A 17,662-nucleotide genomic window follows, 5' to 3' on the forward strand; every position below is an offset into this window, starting at 1 on the left:
TAATCTCCGGCTTTACTGAAACTTTTCAGCTCGTTTGATCAGCTTTTCAAGGTTTTTCTCTTCGCTATTCCATGGAGTACCGGGATGAATAGCAGCAGCTGTACACTTCTCTGCAGATTTGACGATATCCTCAAATGTTCCACCCTGTGGATTAGTCACAACGGCTAGTTTGTCATTGTTATACCGGAATATTCCTGGCGCGAGATTGATACATTCATCGCAAGCCGTGCATTCTGGTGTTTCCATCCATACCGGTTCGTAATCATCGGTGGTTGTAGTAGTTGCAGCTGTTGCTACAACACCGGATGTTACCGATGAGTCCAGCGTTGAAACATCACCACCAGACATCGCTAACAAATTTGCTGCCAGGGATTGTGCCATTTCGGCTCTAGCCTGAGCGGCGATTGCTTTCGCATCGACTTTAGTCCTCACATCTTCACCGGCAATTGAACGTAATTGATACCAGAACTGACGTCGCTCTTCACAGGAAAGAACAATTGGCTGGGCAACAAGGATACGGGTTAAGTGATTCTTGGCATCTACACCCCAGATGTAAGGATATTTACCTTCCCGGTCATTCTCATCCAAATCCAGAAATAGATGCAATTGAACCATGTCGTCATTCCATGTTTCAGGAGGAGCTTGACGAAATTGCTTTCGGAATCGACCTTCAGTCACGGCAAAATCAGCAAAGGTAAGAGGCACGTCCAACTGACCTTTTTTTCCCTCCTCGTCGACATAGTCAAGTATGTACATTGGCCAATCGTCATTGATTGCAGGATTGCCTTTGATGCTACTACACTCTTCAAAAGTCGTCCCTGCATCGGGATCAAATTTGAACAAAGGATAAGCACGGGAATCCATCGCAAGTTTGGCTTGAGTTGTAGATGCATCATCGGCTACACCATGCTCTGGCTGACAAGTGGTATAGATATTAAATATTGCAGGTCTTCGACTATTAAGACCTTCAATAAAACCTTCAATCATGTGTGTTTCCGTCGCCGCAGAACTTTGCAGAACGTAGGTTGTACGGTGAGCAGCTGCAATCAGACTCATCTCTTTACGAGTCTCAGTTTTTCCTTTAGCCGCCTTACCATAAGGCGACATATCCGCAACCTGCCCGACAAAAGTCGAGGTACAGGCCTGACCTCCGGTATTGGAATAAACCTGAGTATCAAGCACCAGTACTTTCACCGGCACCCCGGACATCATTTGACGGGATAAATTCTGGAAACCAATGTCATACATAGCGCCATCACCACCGACTGCAACAACTGGCGGGCATAGAAGGAATTCTTCATCATTAAACTGCTTCCAATTGAAGCGCTTAAAGAAGTCATCATGGCTATCATTATTATACTTTCCTGCGAGTTCCAATTCTGCAACACGAATGGCTTTAAAACCCTCACTCATCTTGCGCATATGGCCTTCAAATATACCCATGGCAACCGATGGGGAATCCTGGAATAAATGACTTGTCCAGGGGAAAGGATAGGGATTATAAGGGAATGTAGCCCCCCATACAGAAGTACAACCAGTGGAGTTGATAATACCCATCTCGGCACGACCCTTGCCTGTTGTGCCTACTTCATACTGCCATTTTAAATAACGCAACTTCTCTATCAGTTGAGTGACCCAGCGTAACCACACAGGATCAATGGGCTGAGAAATTTTGCCCTGCTCAAGACTGGCGGTCAGACTGGAAAGCGTCAGATCGCTATCCTGATTATCTTCAGTTGCGGTTTTGATAGCCGCCGGATCGCTCAGATCAATATTGTCGACAAGTTTTAGTCTGACATGTTGTTCTAATTGCTCTACCAATTTATCCAATTTATCTATCTGAGCTTTAACCCTTGGTTGCATTAAGGCGGTAGCAGTACCTGTAAATATATGAAGGGCCGTCTTTTCACCACAACCCAGACAGGCACCATCGCCACAGCTCATTGCTGCATAGTTACGTTTGTCTAATAGTAGTGTTTGAAGAGCGCCTATTTTCTCATCCAGATTATCAATACGACTGAAATCCTGTGAGGTTGATGGCAAGTCTAACCAGAATGCCCACTCGTCACGTAATGTATTAATCGCTTCTTTAGTCTGAGTAACAGGAACCAGAGCCTTGTCTTTACACACCTTCACGCATTCCATACAACCTTTGCAGGTATAAGGATTTACAGTGATTGAGAATAAACCACCACTATTTTTAGCTTTCTTCTCTTTGTTGAGGAAATAAGGCTTAGTGATAGCGAATTTAAAATCAGCCAACTCGCCTAAAAACAGAGCAAATTCCCGTTCAAGACTGTCTCTGGATTTGCCTTCAAGGCCGGAATTTTTTAAATGTTCAAGTACCGTCAGATCAATCATTTTACTGACATCTGCAGTTTCACCAGCGTCATTAAGTAATTTCCGCAAACGTTTTTCAACATTGCGTGTCTCACGTCGTAGATACAGTGTCGGAGTACCCGATTTTTCGATATTGTTGATAACTGTTTCGAATATTTCTGAGAGTGAATTGACCAATCCAGGAATTGCAGAGTCTGGACAGGCTGTATAACAATCACCACAGGCGGTACATTTTTCAGGTATCCATTCAGGATAATCAAATCGAATATTGGTCATATCACGATAGATACCGGTAGCGGCAGGAAAAACACTTAAACCAATAAAGGGGTCGACCAGATTATCATCGCCATGACCTGAAGCGTAAAAGCTCCCCGTTTTTTCCCAGAATGCATGTACGTCAGCCAATCCTCCATCACCAACTGGAGTATGTTTAAGCATAATGGGGATCCCAGTTTCTTTGCGGGCAATAGCTGCCTGATTAACGCCCAGCTCTTTATTGGTGATCTCGGTTACCTCATCAAAGCCACGGCGTACAACACGCAAGTTATCTTCAACAACTGCACCACCTTTACCACCAAATTTGCCTTTTAGTTGCACCTCAATTGCTGCAAAAAGACTGTTTTCATCGAGGTTGGAACGCTCCATCAAAGGCGATGCAGCAAAGAAGGCCCCCTGAAAAGCGTTACCTTGCATTCTAAACTGTAACTCGGGATTTGATGCTTCTTCTTTAGCGATCTTAAATCCATCAACATAGAAAATTCGAATCTCGTTATCAATAATGAATTTTTGATTCTTGAAGGGAATGGTGGCCCACACTTCATCAGCACTGGCAAGATCTGACTGGATTATAAATGATCCACCTTTCTTCAAACCATAAAGAGGGTCCGAGTGACTAAATACATTGGGATCGGGAGACAACACAACATCAACATAATGATATTCACAGTTGATCCTGATTGGTTCAGGTGCAGCGGAGAGAAAATAGGTTGTTGGCTGACCTTTTTTCTCGGAACCATATTTCGGGTTAGCTTTAATATCATAACCCAGTAGATCATAAAGGGTCATAACCAGGTTCTTGCCTGTAGTGATCGCCCCCCAGCCACCGACTGAGTGCATTCGTACGGTAATACTATTTTTTGGCAACAAATTAGGATTTTCACTACCCCGAACTGCCATATATTTAATCTGGGGATAATCATCAAGCAAATTTTGCATTTGGATCTCTTGCTTGGGATTGACCGACTCATCACGTACAAAATCAACAGACAGATAAAAGAATTTTTTTTGCGCTCCATTGGGCAGCATATTTTCAATTGCACCAATGATACCTTCAGGTTGTAAATCACGACTACCCAACCCGTAACAGCCAGAAAATAATGGCGGAGCATCGCTACGTTTTTGGTAACTGGCATACTTCTCAAAGGGTTTGTTTTTTGCGGCAACGCCATTTTCCATACATTTTGTAATTACAGCACGGATTTCACGCATAATTGGCAGATCTTCCGCTAATGGCTGATCAGTTCGTTCAAGAACCACCACACCTTTTTTCCCCTTCAGTGCCGTTCCGATCATATCTCCTGGAAAAGGACGAAACATCGTTAAATTCAAAACACCCACTTTAAGACCACGAGTTTCCTGTAAATAATCAGCAACGGCTTCAGACTGTCCGATCAATGATCCCATGCCAATGACTACGTATTCCGCTTCATCCACATTATACAAACCAATTCTTTTGTATTCTCGACCGGTTAATTGATAGTACTCATCAGCAGATTGATCAAAGAGATCAACAATATGATTGAAGAAATACGGACGTTGCGCGGCTACGGCCTGCATATAGGCATCCTGATTTTGAACTGGACCGGAAACCATAGGATTATCGACATCCCAGACCTCTGGTACGCGACGACGCTTTTCACCATAAGTCATACGTTGTGCAGGTGTTGGGCAATCAATAATATCATCAGCAAGACCACAATATTCTGCAATCAATTCACGTTCAGGAATATTAACAGGCTCAATAAGATGCGTTGTCAGAAAACCATCCTGGCCAACAGCTGCAGGCGTTAAACTCAGCTCAGCAGTTTTTCGGCAGATCAGATTTAGATCCGCTGCTGACTGGGCATCTTTTCCCATCACCTGAAAAAAACCGGTGTCATCGATACAATGGTAATCATCGTGGGCGCAATGCACATTCAATGAAGCTTTGGTAATTGCTCGACAACCAATATTGAGTAGATAAGGAAGACGTTTACCCACCGCGGCATATAGAGACTCATGCATAAATGCCACACCCTGAGCAGAAGAAAAGTTGGTAGCACGAAGCCCACTCATCGACATACCTGCCGTTACGCCAGCAGCTGCATGCTCTGATTCAGGTTCTACAAAAATCAGCTCTTTATCAGAAATATTTAGATGGCCTTTGGCAACTTCTTCAGCCCAATACTCCCCCATCTGAGTGGAAGGAGTTATAGGATATGCACCAGCAGCATCTGAAGCTTCTCGCTCACACATAATAACGGCGGTATTGCCGTCCATTGCCATGCGAATACCAGGATATTTAAACGTCTTTTTCTTATCTTTACCGAACATCAGTAGTACTCTCCTTGTTAATCGATAACTAATATCTACACAATTGTTCCTATCCTATGGGTAGGGGCTCCTTTCGAATGATTTTTTTACCCGCTTTTCCAGTTCTATAGCCACCCTTATTATCAAACCAGACGATAGCGCCCGTAGGACAACGATTCACCGCAATAGGGGAAGCAAGGCTGTTTTTTTCATAGTTAATTACTGCAAGGTTATTTGACGTGGTAATTAGTTCTTCAGGTGAATCTACTACGCAGCGCTCACAGGCGGTACAGACCACCTCACATTCAGTCTCGGTCTCTTTACCTTTTTCAAGATTTTTACAAGCCACAAAAAGTTGATGCTCTATGGAGTGCAGTTCAAATAAATCTTTCGGGCAGATATCAACACAGTTGCCACAAGCTGTGCATTTCTCTTCATCGACAATGGGTAACCCATAATCATCCATGGTGATGGCATCAAAATCACAGACCGCACCACAGTCCCCCATACCCAGACATCCCCAGACGCATCCTTTTCCGCCACCAGAAACCAGAGCAGCCCCTCGGCAGCTATTGAGACCTTTATAACTTGCGCGGATGAGTGCAACATGATTTCCACCTGCACAAGCAACTCTTGCGACTCTTTTATTAGCCTCACCCGCATCTACGCCAAGATAATTAGCAATATTCTGGATAGATTCTTTGGCATTAACGGTGCACTGGGATGGCTCAAAGGTTCCGTCAATCAACCCTTCTGCAAATGGGCGGCATCCAGGAGAACCGCAGGCGCCACAATTGGCAGCAGGTAATAATTCTTCGACATCATCAATTCGAGGATCTTCGTAAACAAAAAGCCGTTTATTTGCTAACACAAGAATGCTAGCCAATATCAAACCAAGGCCAGCCATAAATCCTATGGCAATCAAATTACTAGTCAGTTCATCCACTTGTTAGTTACTCCATTTTTAGCCACTACATCTCTTCATCTTTTTTTAGCAACTAATCCAGTCTCGCATTCTTGTTGTTAGTTCATTGAGATTGCCTGTAAGTATCTGTCGACAATTTCAATCGCTGTACCTATTTAGTAGTAGGTTAGCAGGTTTGTAATTAGAATTTGACAATGGAAATTTGACAATGTAAATTTCACAAAAACAAAGTTAGAAAACCCCCTTGGTACAAAGATCAGAAGTCTTCGGACACTGTTCGCTTGGGTGGCATATGAAGTGCTAGATTGGATTTTAAAGAGGATTGAGGAGCGGGACTTAATGGATGGTAGTTGGCTGTTCACGATAGTGCTGCTTTCTTGGGTGTTCTGATCCAGTATTTGTGGTGCAGATTAATAATCTTGTGACCGGGTATGTTAATGCTGCGTTGTTTTTTTCATAAAAAATGCCGCTCTGTTGCAGAGCGGCATTTTAGTATTGAGCTGTTGATTAGAGCAATCGATCAGAACACTCGATTAGAACTTTATCTCTAAGGTTATTTGAGCAACTCGGGCTCCATTCCATGGTCTGCTTCATGGTGCACGCGAGATTTACTACCCAACAGCTTTTTAATGTCTTCGATAGCAAGATACAGGCATGGGATCAGCATTAAGGTCACAACTGTCGCAAACAGAACGCCGAAGGCGAGGGAGGTTGCCATTGGGATCACCATCTTAGCCTGCATACTGGTCTCAGTCATGATTGGCATCAAACCGATGAAGGTGGTCAGAGAGGTCAGCATGATGGCTCTGAATCGTCGACAACCCGCTTCCAGCACCGCCCTTTTCATCGCTATGCCGGACTCTCTGGACTTGTTGATGTAATCGACCATCACCAGGGAGTCATTCACTACCACACCCGCCGCAGCAATAATACCGAACAGCGACAGGGCACTCAGGTCGATGTCCATAATCATATGACCGAGTACTGAACCGATAACACCAAATGGGATCACGGCCATGATCATAAGAGGTTGCGAATAAGATTTCAGTGGTATCGCCAGTAAGCTATAGATGATCAACAAGGATATGATGAAGTCACGTAACTGAGTCTTAGCGCTGTCCATCTGCTCTTGAATATTACCCGACACTTCACTCTTCACTCTCGGATACTTCTTCAGTAGCTGAGGCATAAAGTTATCGCGGATATCTTCAGCCAGCTTAAATGGCTCGGCTTGATCGGCATCGACAGAGGCCCAGACATTAATGGTCCGGTTACCATTTTCACGACGAATACCATTCACACCTTGCGTTACCTTGATATTGGCGACCTCTGACAGCGGCACTTTTGCACCTTGAGGCGTCACAATCAACACTTCAGAGACTTGAGCGATAGAGTTACGTTGTGCTTCCGGATAGCGGAGCATCACCTTTATCTCTTCACCATTTCTTAAGATACGTTGCGCTTCCAGGCCATAGAAACTATTGCCTACCTGTGAGGCGATATTGGCTAAGGTTAGCCCCAAACCGTAGGCTTGTGGTTTAAGCTCGAACTGCACCTCTTTGGCACTGGACTGTCGACTGTCGTTGACATCGCCAACCCCCTTGAGGGAATTGAGTTTAGCCTTAAGCTCTTTCGAAGCGGCGACGAGTTGCTCCTCGTTTTTACCTTCGAGACGGAAACTGATATCGCCATCATCACGACCGCCGCCAAACAGGTTGTCCTTAACTTCGAATGATTTCATTCCCGGGATGAGGGGCATGGCTTTGCGCCAAAGCTCCGCCAGCTCGAAGGTATCTAGGGGTCTTATCTCAGGGTCGACCAATTTGGTCATCACTTTTGCCGAGGTGCGTCCCTCGAGATCGACCTGCATATCGGAGATCATGCCCTGGCCATACTTATCCTCGAGTTCTTTATCGACGTTATAGATGGCTTTTTCTATGGCTAATGCGGCTGATAGCGTCGCTTTCTCCGAGGCATCCACGTTCATCTCAAAGGTCACACGAGGGAAATCATGGGGGATCTTAGGCTGTCCGATAAAACGGATCATGCCGCCCGCATAGAGTCCGGCGCAGATCAGGATGAAGCTGATGAACAACATGATAACCGTATAGCGATACTCAACCGCCATAGTGAGGGTGGGTCGGTAGATATTCTGGATCAGTTTTTTCAGATTCGAATCGACCTTGTCTTGAACAAAATTGACTCCGTTTCGTAACCAATCTAGCGGATTTTTAGAGCCCGGTTTGACTATGGTCTTTTTCTTCATACGCGCCAGGTGGGCTGGCAAGATAAGTTTTGACTCGACCAATGAAAATATCAGACACAGGATAACGATATAGCCGATAGCCTTACCAAAGGCGGAGGAGGGACCATCATCCATCGTCAGGGGTAAAAATGCGGCTATGGTTGTCAGTACGCCGAAGGTGGCGGGCATGGCAACGCGTTTAACCCCGCGGATGACATTATCGAGACTCTGCCCATTTTTATCACACTCTTCATGGGCACTCTCTCCCATGACGATGGCATCATCGACCACGATACCCAGCACTAAGATGAAGGCGAACAGGCTGATGACGTTAACGGTAACATCTATCATGGCCATAGGCATGAACAGCAAGGTACCTAAGAAACAGACCGGTAGTCCCATCATTACCCAGAATGCGAGACGGACACGAAGAAACAGTGCAAGCATCAAAAATACCAAGACGGCACCGGTTTTCATGCTATCTAACATCAAATCCAGTCGGCCTTCAAGATAGTAAGTCATGTCGACCCAGGTCTCGAGCTTAAGTCCTTCAGGCAATACTTCCTGTTTCTTGGCGACATAGGCTTTCACCACATCCGCGACATCGGTCATGCTCTGATCGTTAGCGGCGCCGATAAAGAAGGTGACTGAATTTTTACCGTTGAACTTAGAGTATTGGATCCCCTCCTGGAAACCATCGATAACCGTTGCGATATCGCCTAGTAATACCGTGGTTCCATCATCGAGTGTGATTAATGGCAGGTTTTCAAATTCATATCCCACATAGGCCTGATTTTGAACACGCAGGTTAATATAACCATTCTCGGCTCTTATCTGACCCGCCGACATATTACGGGAAAACCCTCTGACCGCTGCGGCAACGTCGTTAAAGCTCAGGCCGAACTCTCTAAGTCTGTCTTTACTGACCTCGATGGCGATCTCATAGTCCAGTCCACCGTAAAAGTCGGTAATATTGACCAGTGGAAGTTGCATCAACTCATCATGGATCTTTTCACCTAACTCTTTGAGCTGTCTCGGTGTCATATCACCATACAGGCTCATGTAGAGCACTTCCTGACGCAATTTAATGCGCTCAACCTTTGGTCGCTCCATGCCATCGGGGAAACTGGATATTGAATCGATCTCTGATTTTATCTCATCCAGTACTATCTGAGGGTCGTAAGAATCTTCAATTCGGAAGTAACCCCTGGCCGAGTTACGATTCGAGTAGGTGATCACACGTTTAAGCCCCTGAACACTCTCTAGTGCCTCTTCGACTTTTATCGTGATCCCTTCCTCGACTTCCTGTGGGGCGGCTCCCGGGTAGAAAGCATTAAATTCAACCCAGTTTATCTCTATCTGAGGGAAAAACTGTTTACGTATGGTATCGGCTGTCAGGAGACCACCGATGATAATGATGAGCATCAAAAGATTCGCTGCGACACTGTTGCGCGCAAACCAGGAGATGATGCCTCTATTGGTATCCGGCATCGTTTACTCCTTCTCTTCCATCGCTAACTGAGTCTCACTCTCTTCAGAATCATCCTCTTGTAGTATCTTATCTTCAGGCAGGGCCAGTTGCATCCCTTCTATCGGATAATCGAGTGCGGAGGTGATTATGTTCATCCCTTGCTCAAGCCCCTCGGATATAACGACTTCGGCCCCAAACTGGCGAATGATGTTAACCGGCTTGTATCGTAATTTTTTCTCATCGTCCAATACTGCGATCTGTCCATTCACGATAAGGTGTCTTGGGACTACGGCGACATTTCCGGCTTCATTCCCGTCAATATTTGCGGTGACGTAGGTGCCGTATCTAAGCTCACTCTTATCTGACTTTAGCCCATAAGGGTCAATGACTTCGGCAACCAGATAGGTCATGCGGCTGCGACTATCGATAACGCCTTCGCTACGAACTATGGTTCCTGTCCACTCCTGCTTCTCTCCACCGAGATTGGCAACCAAACTGACTTTGGCGTCTTTACCTTTTTTGATCAGATATTGAAGTTCTTTATCTGCAAGGGGCAGGCGTACTTCTGCATTATCTGTGTTTAATACTTTACCCAGTGGGGTGCCTTTACTCACATATGAGCCTAAACCGATATTTCTGCTTTCGATAAGTGCATCATAAGGGGCCTTAATGATGGTTCGCTCTACGTTTCGCAGTGCGCGCTTAAGGCCCGCTTCAGAGGAGTTGAGTTTAGCTATCTCCTGCGCTAGCTGAGGCTTTCGAAGGCTAAGTTCAGTCGGTACGCCATCCTTGATGCGCTTCCACTCCTCTTCGGCTACCTTACCGTAGGCTTTTTCCTGAACCAGTGTCGCTCTGGCCGATGCCAGATTAGCTTCAGCATCGATAAGGTCGGCGTCATAATCACTGGAGTCAATTTTGGCCAGAACCGTGCCTTTCTTAACAAATCCACCTCGTACAAAGCTTTGCGACAGAAAGACTATCTCACCGTTAACTTGCGAAACCAGCTCTGTTTCATATTTAGCACTGACTATACCGTAGGAGTTAACAGAGAATGTCATAGGTTTAATTTCGACCTGCTTGACGGCGACTAATGGGGTATTGTCAACCGCCTCTTTCTCTTCTGGTGGCTTCTTCAGTGCCGACATCGTTACGAATCCGCCGATCCCAATGGATAATACGACGATAGGCAAAATAATCTGTTTTTTTGTAGCCACGAACACTTCCTCTTGTTGAAGCCAGTTTTTTATTATTAACTCTTGTAAACACATACGTTTAACTTTGTATCTGCTACAGAATTAGGCGAAAGAATAGATCTAATTCGACATGTTAAATGATCTGGGTCAATGTTACCTGCGGATTGTGTAAAAATGTATGTCAACTTTATGAAATTTATGTCAATCAGCAGTGGGAGTCGCGTTAGCTGTTGAAAATCTGGGGCTATTTTTAATGGGGGGGAGGCAAAGTCATCTGTCTAGATCACGACTAAATGTTAAACCTATATGTTGAAAGCAATATGTTAGAAGTTCTGTGAAGGGAAGAATTTAAGAGAGATCTACGCTGTCTTCAATAAAAAGAGGGCTCCAGAGTATGAAGCCCTTAAACAGTGAATTATCCGCCGTGTCTGCCGCCACCATGATGGCCGCCATTACCGTTACCGCACTCATGAACGGTCTGTTGCCCGCCCTGAGAACCTGTCTCTATGGTGATAGAACCGGAATCCTTAAACATCACAAACGGACCACTACTGATATCATCCAAGATTGGATCATCCAGATGCCCTAAACAGGTGTAACCCATTCGGTACTCACCAGAAGGCAGATATCCCATGGCGAAATGCCAGTTACCGTCAATATCTTGCATCATCGGGCTCACCGCCGAAGGTGCAGTAAGTCCGCTTGGAGGCGTGGCTCCCATATCGGCCATCTGACCTATACCAGTGACGGTACTAGGGTAGAGATAGGCTAAATGGGTAAACTGTCCGCCGGTAGGGGTTAAGCTTGAGTAAGTTGTTTCGCAGTCAGCTACCCATTGCGGGTCGACTTCGCCTATCAAGTGGCCCATATAACGGTTGTCTACACTCCACATACCTTGATGATTTAATTCATATTGGCCTTGATGGTATGAAAGCCCTCGATAGAGATCGATCTCCATAGTGAGCGAAAGATGCTGCCCTGCGATCAGTTCGAAATCATGGACCGGTAGGTGTCCATCTGTCACATGCAGACCGTGGCGCCCCTGACCATCCTCTATGTAACAACCCTGATTGCCATCACCCTGATGAATCGTAATATAGGCATCGTGATAATTACCCTCTGGCAGGTCAATGCCTGAAACCACCATATGACTATCCATACCCTGATAATCGAGCAGATTAAATGCCATATCTTGCAGGTCGTGTCTGTGTATAACACCTGCAGCATCGGTCATCACCAGCTCATTCAAGACCATGCCTAAATGTGAAACGCCAGACATGGGCGAGTCGGAGATAGCTAATGATAACTTAGCTGTTGGTAACACAGTTTCTTTTTCAGGATCGGAGCTGTCACTTCCGCAGGCGCTAACCAGCAGCAATGAGGATAGCAATATGAGTGCTTTATTAGTGTTCATTGTAGGGCCGATATTATATGAATTTTCCTAATGCTACTCCTTTGTAGGTAGTCATTGTTGATCTCGATCAATTGCTGCTTAAATGTTGGCCATGTTTCGACTAAGGTCTAGTTGTGAGTACTCTTGAGAGTGTTGCGGTGGTGAGACTAATAGTAAATCACGGTTAGCTGAAAGAAGTTGAATCAAGTATACGCTTTGCCTGTTATTGATCTGTGTCAAAATCGAGTCAATGCGGTTAAATATTTGTTCTTTTCTGTGAGATGATGACTGGGTGTTCTATTATTGGAGTCAGTAGTAAGAAGCAATGAAGCTTATACAGACTTGTTAGGCTGTAATGTCATAGAGGATAGAGTTGATCTCTTTTCGATAGCAGATACATTTTGGCTTTATAGGTTGCTTCAAAATAACAATAAAATCAGTTGTTTCTATTAGAACTAATTGTTGAATGAGGAATTTCAAATGAGTGATTTAGACCACAGAGGCGGTGTTAAAGAAGTTAACCTTGTTGTCAGACATCTGAAATTAGAGGGGATCACTGCTGAGAATAAGCAAGTTATCATAGATGAGATCGATCAGATTATTGGTATCGATAGTGTCTCTTATGATGATGAATCGTCCACGTTAAATGTTGCCTACGATGCGACGCATTGCAACTTGGATGGCATTGAGGAGCATCTGGAGGCCCATGGTGCCGAGGTGTCCCACGGCTGGTGGACTCGATTTAAAGAGGGCTATTACAAGTACGTCGATCAAAACGTCAAAGACAACGATGAAATTGAGCCTGTTCCCCGCAACTCGCTACCAAAAACATTACCTGGTAGTAAGAAGCATTAGATTTTATGGGAATAAGATTAAACCTGATGCTATTTAATAGCGACTTTCTATAATCTTCTTCCCCCATTAAATGTGGTTATGTTTCAACTAAAGCTGATATTACCTCTATCAGCTTTAGTTTGTATTGCTGGTTATAAACACTCCTGAGCGGTCATATCTTTATATCTATCGGTATAATTCAAGCTTGCACTGTCATGATGTTGAGATTATGCTTGCGTTAGTTTATTCATTAATCACCTTAAGATTTGGTATTCGACGTGACTCTAAGTAAGAGAAACATGTTAGCTGTTGTGCTTCTACTGTTGGCCTTTATCGGTCAAGCAGTTGCGGCTGCCAGCATTCCTTGCCAAATGAATATGCAGATCACCTCACCATCCCACCTTATGAATATGGACAGCGGTGCTCAATTGACTCATGGTGATATGGACGCTTCAAGCCAATCCGGTGAATGTGATGACTGTGACCTGATCTGTACTTGCCCTATGAGTGGGTGTGCTTCGATGGTATTAATCACTAATTTAACACCGTCTGACTCAGTAAAAGCTTCATCGTTGCAGATTGTATCAAACGATTTTTCTATTCAAGATCCCTATCCGACTAACAACTATCGCCCTCCGATGGCCTGCTAATACAGGATAGAACTGTCTTCATTTTGACCGTTCTTTCTATTTGTTTTCTGTATTTTAGCGGGAGATTCACACTCCCAAATTATGATTTTTGATGTATCGACATCGGCTCTGATCTTATATCTATGGTACTCGGTAAGAGGACTTTTATATGCAGAACCAATTTCGACAGTAAGCATGTATTGAAGTAACTAAACCGATTGGTATTAGTGGTACTACTTCAATCTTTGAAGCTCTGTTGTATCTGGTTCTAGTCTGTATAAATGCCTTGCACTTACTCCATTTAGATATTTTCCCCGATCAGAGGTCCCCAGGGGGATATTATGCTTTCTTATAAAACACTTACAATGCTGGTCGCTGCTATTAGTGTACCGATATTCATTACAGCTTGTACCGATCCAACTAATGGTCCGGCCCGAACTGCAAACTCTACTCAACAAGTTCAACCTCCGGTTTTAACCGTATATAAGAGTGCCTCATGTGGTTGCTGTGGTATGTGGGCGACAAACATGGACACTAACGGCTTTAAAACTATCTCGGTTAATCGGGACAATCTCACAGGCTTTAAAGCCTCAAAAGGAATTCAGCCCAGATACCAGTCCTGTCATACGGCTCTTTCCAGAGAGGGCTTTGTGTTTGAGGGACATGTTCCCGCAAAATTTATTAAGCAATTCCTCGAAGAGAAACCAGAAGGCGCTATAGGGCTGAGTGTCCCAGGCATGCCAGTGGGAAGTCCCGGCATGGAGCAGGGAGATCAATTCATGCCTTATAAGGTGGTTTTACTGAGAGCGGATGGCTCTGTCAGCAACTATGCTGAAGTGAACTCGCTGAAGGAGCAGTATTGATGAAACAACTATCAATTCTTAAGGTTTTACCTTTGATTTTTCTAATCTTTTTGTTTGTCGAACTTTGTATTCAGACTGTTCAGGGAGCTGAGGTTAAATCGATAAAGCACGCCGGTTTCACACTCGAGATGGCCGTTAAGTCGGCTCAGCGAAATGATCCCTGGCTAGCGGGTAATCGGCATACTCAGGATGCTTACCAATCAAAAAGTATCGCCGCCGGAACCTTGCCGGATCCTAAGGTTAATATCGGCCTGGCGAATATGCCTCTGGATACTTTTGATTTTGGTCAGGAAGGCATGACTCAATTTAAGGTGGGCGTATCACAGATGTTCCCTCGCGGAGAGAGTTTGGCGCTCAGACAGCAGCAACTAGAGTTAATCGCCGGTCAGTATCCGTTTCAAAGAGAAGATCGTAAGGCCAAAATTGCCGTTACGACCGGGCAACTTTGGTTGGATGTGTACAAGGCTCAGGAGAGTATTGCCTTAATCGAGAGTAATCGAGCCCTTTTCGATCAGCTGTCCGATATCGCTCAGGCGAGTTATTCCGCTGCCCTCGGGAAATCCAGACAGCAAGATATTGTCAGGGCTCAGCTCGAGGTGACGCGCATAGATGATCGCCTTAATGTGCTTGAGCAGCAGTTGGACACGGGCACGCAGCGATTGTCTCAATGGACAAGCCACTATTTTGTTGGGGATTTTGTTGGGGAGTTCTCCAACGACACTCGGCTCGATAGCAGTGGGGGAGATGTGAAATTGGCAACCCCACTACCCGCAATCTATCTGCTTCATCCCGAGTTGTATGTCGAACGGCAGCTGCAACCACAAACTTTGTTTGAGTATTTTTCTCATCACCCCTCTGTCGATGCTATCGAAAAAAGTATTCAGGCGAGTAGTAAAGGCATTGAGCTGTCGAAACAGAAGTTCAAACCTGAGTGGGGAGTGAATGCGGGTTACGGCTACAGAGCAGATGATGCTATGGGCAACGAACGCGCCGATCTTTTTACGATAGGAGTGAGCTTCGACCTGCCGCTTTTCACTTCTGATAAACAGGACAGGGAAGTCCAGGCGGCAGTATCTCAGACCGAGTCGGTTAAGACTCGTAAATGGCTTCGTCTCAGAGAGATGATGGCGGCATTCGGCGCCACAAAGGCGCAGCTTTTAAGACTTGATCAACGTCAGCATCGCTATCGGACCGAACTATTGCCTCAAATGAAAGATCAATCGGATGCATCCCTGTCAGCCTATACCAGTGATGATGGTGATTTTGCCGAAGTGGTGCGTGCCTTAATCGCAGAATTAAACGCACAGCTTGATGATCTCAGTATCGATGTCGATATTCAAAAAACAAAACTTCAATTGAATTACTTCCTTATGACCAACCCCGATCAGATTATCTTGAGTGATAACGGTGTTATGGAAAGTGATGGAGACAAAAAATGAGCAAAAATATAAACGTATTTGGTTTATTGGTTTTAGGTGTGGCTCTAGGTGCTGTTGGCACATTTTCCTATTTAAGCTTGAGTGGTTCTGGCGCAGATACTCAGCATTCGGTGTCGGCCGCTCAAGATGAGCCCCTCTATTGGGTTGCCCCTATGGATCCCAATTACACGTCCGATAAACCCGGAAAGTCGCCCATGGGCATGGATCTGATCCCTGTCTACAAGAAGGAGCTGGGGGGCATAGATGCTGGACCCGGAACCATAATGATCTCGCCCGAAGTGGTCAATAATCTGGGAGTTCGCACGGCCAAAGTTGAGCTGGGCTTACTGCACACGAAAATCGAGACCGTGGGCTATGTGAAATATGATGAAGACCAGCTGATCCATGTTCACCCCAGAGTCGAAGGTTGGATAGAAAAGCTCTATGTTAAAGCCGCCGGTGATCGGGTCACAGTGGGTCAACCATTGTATGAGATCTATTCTCCGGCGCTCGTCAATGCCCAGGAGGAGTATCTGCTTGCACTGGATAGAAATAATTCACGCTTGATTCAGGCATCCCGAAACAGATTGAAGGCCCTGCAGCTACCCAAAAATGCCATCACCGAATTAAAGAGAAGCAGAAAGGTTAAGCAAAACATTACCTTCTTCGCTCCGCAAGGTGGCGTTGTCGACAATCTTAATATTCGCGAAGGATTTTTTGTTAAACCCGGCAATACCTTGCTCTCTATCGGTAGCTTAGATCAGGTATGGGTTGATGCTGAAATTTTCGAGCGTCAATCATCTCTGGTATCGACAGGTCTGGCGGTAAGCATGACGCTGGATTACCTGCCCGGAAAAATTTGGCAGGGCAAGGTCGACTACGTTTATCCCACCTTAGATGGTAAGACCCGCACCCTTAGGGTGAGGTTGCGCTTCGATAACACACAATGGGAGCTCAAACCCAACATGTTTGCTCAGGTGACCATTCATGCCAAGGGTGAAGAGGTGTTGCTGGTGCCAAAAGAAGCCATCATTCGTACTGGCAGCTCGGATCGTGTGGTGCTTGCTCTCGGTGAAGGCCGTTATAAGTCGATCGCCGTGAAGGTTGGCCGCTACGATGAGAAATTTGCCGAAATTCTATCCGGCGTCTCCGCAGGTGACATTGTCGCTTCATCTGCACAGTTCCTGCTCGATTCAGAGTCCAGTAAGACCTCTGATTTTAAACGCATGAATAGCCAGGATGAAGATGAAAACCCGGCTCCCTCAACTGTATGGGTAGAGGCCAGCATCAATAGCCTGATGGCGGGACATCGTATGCTGAACATGGATCATCAAGCCATCGCCGAATGGGACTGGCCCGCGATGACCATGGACTTTACCGTCGCTGACTCGGTCGACTTTTCTGCATTACAACCAGGATTAACCCTGCATGTCGAGCTTAGCAAGTCTGCCGATGGCAACGTCGAGGTCGTGATGATACATATTCCTGACGGCGATATATCTCAAGGTAGTGACTCAGACAATAGCGCCACCACTTCGGGTGTCGTTAACTCGGTGATGGTCGATCACAGAATGGTCAATATCAGTAGTGGCCCGATAGAAAAATGGAACCGCCCTGCGGCAGAGGTGAACTTTATGGTGAGTGATGCGGTGGACATGTCGGTATTTAAAGTCGGAGCCAAGCTTCACTTCACCTTCGAGGCCAGTGACGGTCAATTTATCATCACCACAATCAAGCCCATGCAGATGTCTGACATCAGCGGTGAATAAAGGAGATCAAA

At 45.4% G+C, this 17,662-nt stretch carries 10 protein-coding genes; 5 read left to right on the top strand and 5 right to left on the bottom strand.

The window, feature by feature from the left end; translation table 11 throughout:
• Window positions 1-12: 12 nt before the first annotated feature.
• The 5 genes from EKG38_RS10975 to EKG38_RS10995 form a co-directional block, all read right to left on the bottom strand.
• Window positions 13-4,932: a 2-oxoacid:acceptor oxidoreductase family protein gene (locus EKG38_RS10975; protein WP_126520309.1), complete on the bottom strand. Its 4,920-nt coding sequence runs from the start codon at window positions 4,930-4,932 to the stop codon at window positions 13-15.
• A gap of 49 nt (window positions 4,933-4,981) precedes the next feature.
• Window positions 4,982-5,857: an RnfABCDGE type electron transport complex subunit B gene (locus EKG38_RS10980; RefSeq protein WP_221767756.1), complete on the bottom strand. Its 876-nt coding sequence runs from the start codon at window positions 5,855-5,857 to the stop codon at window positions 4,982-4,984.
• Window positions 5,858-6,389: 532 nt separating this feature from the next.
• A complete protein-coding gene (locus EKG38_RS10985; protein WP_126520310.1) occupies window positions 6,390-9,572 on the bottom strand; it encodes an efflux RND transporter permease subunit in 3,183 nt (1,060 codons plus the stop codon).
• Between the two features lie 3 nt (window positions 9,573-9,575).
• Entirely contained in the window at window positions 9,576-10,766 is a 1,191-nt protein-coding gene (locus tag EKG38_RS10990; protein ID WP_126520311.1) for an efflux RND transporter periplasmic adaptor subunit, read from the bottom strand.
• Between the two features lie 394 nt (window positions 10,767-11,160).
• Window positions 11,161-12,159, bottom strand: a complete 999-nt coding sequence (locus EKG38_RS10995) for a DUF4382 domain-containing protein (protein ID WP_126520312.1) — start codon at window positions 12,157-12,159, stop codon at window positions 11,161-11,163.
• Window positions 12,160-12,618: 459 nt separating this feature from the next.
• On the opposite strand from EKG38_RS10995, the gene EKG38_RS11000 reads away from it, so the two are divergent.
• From EKG38_RS11000 to EKG38_RS11020, 5 genes are all read left to right on the top strand, one after another.
• The gene (locus EKG38_RS11000) at window positions 12,619-12,993 is read left to right on the top strand and encodes a cation transporter (protein ID WP_126520313.1); all 375 of its coding nucleotides are present in this window, start codon (window positions 12,619-12,621) and stop codon (window positions 12,991-12,993) included.
• A gap of 278 nt (window positions 12,994-13,271) precedes the next feature.
• Complete coding sequence (locus tag EKG38_RS11005) at window positions 13,272-13,622, top strand: hypothetical protein (protein ID WP_126520314.1); 351 nt, start codon at window positions 13,272-13,274, stop codon at window positions 13,620-13,622.
• Between the two features lie 320 nt (window positions 13,623-13,942).
• The gene (locus EKG38_RS11010; RefSeq protein ID WP_126520315.1) at window positions 13,943-14,464 is read left to right on the top strand and encodes a DUF411 domain-containing protein; all 522 of its coding nucleotides are present in this window, start codon (window positions 13,943-13,945) and stop codon (window positions 14,462-14,464) included.
• Window positions 14,464-15,903 carry a TolC family protein gene (locus EKG38_RS11015; protein WP_126520316.1) on the top strand — a complete coding sequence of 480 codons (1,440 nt, stop codon included), beginning with the start codon at window positions 14,464-14,466 and terminating at the stop codon, window positions 15,901-15,903. Before EKG38_RS11010 ends, EKG38_RS11015 begins: the two co-directional genes overlap by 1 nt.
• Window positions 15,900-17,651, top strand: a complete 1,752-nt coding sequence (locus EKG38_RS11020; protein ID WP_126520317.1) for an efflux RND transporter periplasmic adaptor subunit — start codon at window positions 15,900-15,902, stop codon at window positions 17,649-17,651. Before EKG38_RS11015 ends, EKG38_RS11020 begins: the two co-directional genes overlap by 4 nt.
• Window positions 17,652-17,662: the final 11 nt, after the last annotated feature.

This window comes from Shewanella canadensis (assembly GCF_003966225.1).
Classification (GTDB): Bacteria; Pseudomonadota; Gammaproteobacteria; order Enterobacterales; family Shewanellaceae; genus Shewanella; species Shewanella canadensis.

Excerpts from the sequence above, each read along its gene's own strand:
- EKG38_RS10975 (WP_126520309.1), bottom strand. The coding sequence starts at position 4,932 with ATGTTCGGTAAAGATAAGAAAAAGACGTTTAAATATCCTGGTATTCGC.
- EKG38_RS10985 (WP_126520310.1), bottom strand. The coding sequence starts at position 9,572 with ATGCCGGATACCAATAGAGGCATCATCTCCTGGTTTGCGCGCAACAGT.
- EKG38_RS10995 (WP_126520312.1), bottom strand. The coding sequence starts at position 12,159 with ATGAACACTAATAAAGCACTCATATTGCTATCCTCATTGCTGCTGGTT.
- EKG38_RS11000 (WP_126520313.1), top strand. The coding sequence starts at position 12,619 with ATGAGTGATTTAGACCACAGAGGCGGTGTTAAAGAAGTTAACCTTGTT.
- EKG38_RS11005 (WP_126520314.1), top strand. The coding sequence starts at position 13,272 with ATGTTAGCTGTTGTGCTTCTACTGTTGGCCTTTATCGGTCAAGCAGTT.
- EKG38_RS11010 (WP_126520315.1), top strand. The coding sequence starts at position 13,943 with ATGCTTTCTTATAAAACACTTACAATGCTGGTCGCTGCTATTAGTGTA.
- EKG38_RS11015 (WP_126520316.1), top strand. The coding sequence starts at position 14,464 with ATGAAACAACTATCAATTCTTAAGGTTTTACCTTTGATTTTTCTAATC.
- EKG38_RS11020 (WP_126520317.1), top strand. The coding sequence starts at position 15,900 with ATGAGCAAAAATATAAACGTATTTGGTTTATTGGTTTTAGGTGTGGCT.